The 1,440-nt window shown below is 60.9% G+C and carries 1 protein-coding gene and 3 pseudogenes; 3 read left to right on the top strand and 1 reads right to left on the bottom strand.

Translation table 11 applies throughout. The annotated features are described in order from the left end of the window. Positions 1–131: pseudogene (locus MTX34_RS25470) on the top strand (cytochrome c biogenesis protein ResB); the annotation flags it as partial. 130 nt (positions 132–261) lie between these two features. On the opposite strand, the gene MTX34_RS25465 reads toward MTX34_RS25470, so the two are convergent. After that, positions 262–927, bottom strand: coding sequence for a peroxiredoxin (locus MTX34_RS25465; RefSeq protein ID WP_008720432.1), 666 nt, complete (start codon positions 925–927; stop codon positions 262–264). Positions 928–1,227: 300 nt separating this feature from the next. Between MTX34_RS25465 and MTX34_RS26200 the strand changes: the two are divergent. Next, a pseudogene (locus MTX34_RS26200) lies at positions 1,228–1,362 on the top strand (metal-sensing transcriptional repressor); the annotation flags it as partial. Next, a pseudogene (locus MTX34_RS25455) lies at positions 1,302–1,440 on the top strand (MBL fold metallo-hydrolase); the annotation flags it as partial. The pseudogenes MTX34_RS26200 and MTX34_RS25455, both read left to right, overlap by 61 nt.

The raw sequence follows: 1,440 nt of genomic DNA, 5'->3' as shown, positions 1-1,440 counted from the left end.
ACGGCACCGTCGTCCGGTTCGACGGTGCCAAGGAATTCGCGAACCTCCAGGTCGGATACGACCCCGCGCAGCGGTGGGTGCTCGTGTTCGCGGTCACGATGATGACCGGACTACTGGTGTCCCTGGTGATATTCGGCCCACCGCGACCCCTATGAGAACGAGCACCGTCAGCAATCTCGACCGACACCTCCGACCGCCAAGTGGCTCGAACCAGGTCTCCGTCAGATCCAGGACGGTTCAGCATGCCCGTGGGCGTCGCCCTCAGCCTTGGGTGGGGTCGGCAACGATGCGCAAGTAGGGGCGAGGGGCAGTCCAGCCATCCGGATAGATCTTTTTAGCATCCTCGTCGCTGACCGAGCCGGCAATGATCACGTCGCCACCTCTATTCCACTGGGCGGGGGTGGCCACCTTATGCGCGGCAGTGAGTTGTAGCGAGTCGATTACACGCAGCACCTCGTCGAAGTTGCGGCCGGTGGTCATCGGGTAAATGAGCACCAACTTGATCGTCTTATCGGGGCCGATGACGAAGACATTGCGCAGCGTCGCCATCTCGGCCGGAGTGTGACTGGTCGGGTCGCCGGCGATTTCGGCGGGTAGCATCCCGTAGGCCTTCGAAATGGTGTAGTCGTTGTCGGAAATCATCGGATAGTTGGGCGCGGTACCTTGTGTTTCGGCGATGTCGTCGGCCCATGCGACGTGGTTGTCGAGTGGGTCGACTGACAACCCGATGATCTTGGTGTTGCGTTGGTCGAATTCGGGTTTGATCGTGGCCATGTAACCGAGTTCGGTCGTGCACACCGGGGTGAAATCGCGGGGGTGGGAGAACAGAACTGCCCAGCTTTCACCGATCCACTCGTGGAAGTTGATCGGACCCTGGGTGGTTTGGGCGTGGAAATCGGGGGCGGTGTCGCCAATGGTGAGTGTCATCAGTGGTTGTCCTTCCGGTGCGGTGGTGCGGTGGTGCCGACGATAGCGGTCGAGTCTTAAGTGAACCTGAGGTCGGCGGCGACGCGGTCTTCCGTATACCCCTACCGGTATAGCCCATCAATGGGCGACTACGACAGGTCACGGGTGGCCCCGACCCCTCGGTGCAACGATGACTGACCCGGCCTCTCCAGCCCATGGGCCGCGACATCCGCACCGAGGCCACCGTCCAGCTTCGGCCACCTCGACCACCCTTACCGCTAGGGGTAAACTGGAGTTTCATCGAACGAAGGACTGAACGACATGACTGGTGACACCGTAAGCATCGCATTGGTATTGAACCGTTTGCGGCGTGCGCAGGGTCAGCTCGCAGGAGTGATCTCGATGATCCGGACCTACTCGACGAAGCTGCCGACGGTGTCGACACCCGTTTCGAGGGTGCCAAACAGATCTTCCGCAGTCTGAAGCGGTCGTTCGTCACGCAGCCAGATCATATCCAGGTCTTTCCGGGTCACG

The sequence above is a fragment of the Rhodococcus sp. ARC_M5 genome (genome assembly GCF_022810405.1).
Taxonomy (GTDB): domain Bacteria; phylum Actinomycetota; class Actinomycetes; order Mycobacteriales; family Mycobacteriaceae; genus Rhodococcoides; species Rhodococcoides navarretei.
Note: the sequence above shows the minus strand (reverse complement) of the source record. Positions and strands in the feature narration are given on the sequence as shown.

Excerpts from the sequence above, each read along its gene's own strand:
- MTX34_RS25465 (WP_008720432.1), bottom strand. The coding sequence starts at position 927 with ATGACACTCACCATTGGCGACACCGCCCCCGATTTCCACGCCCAAACC.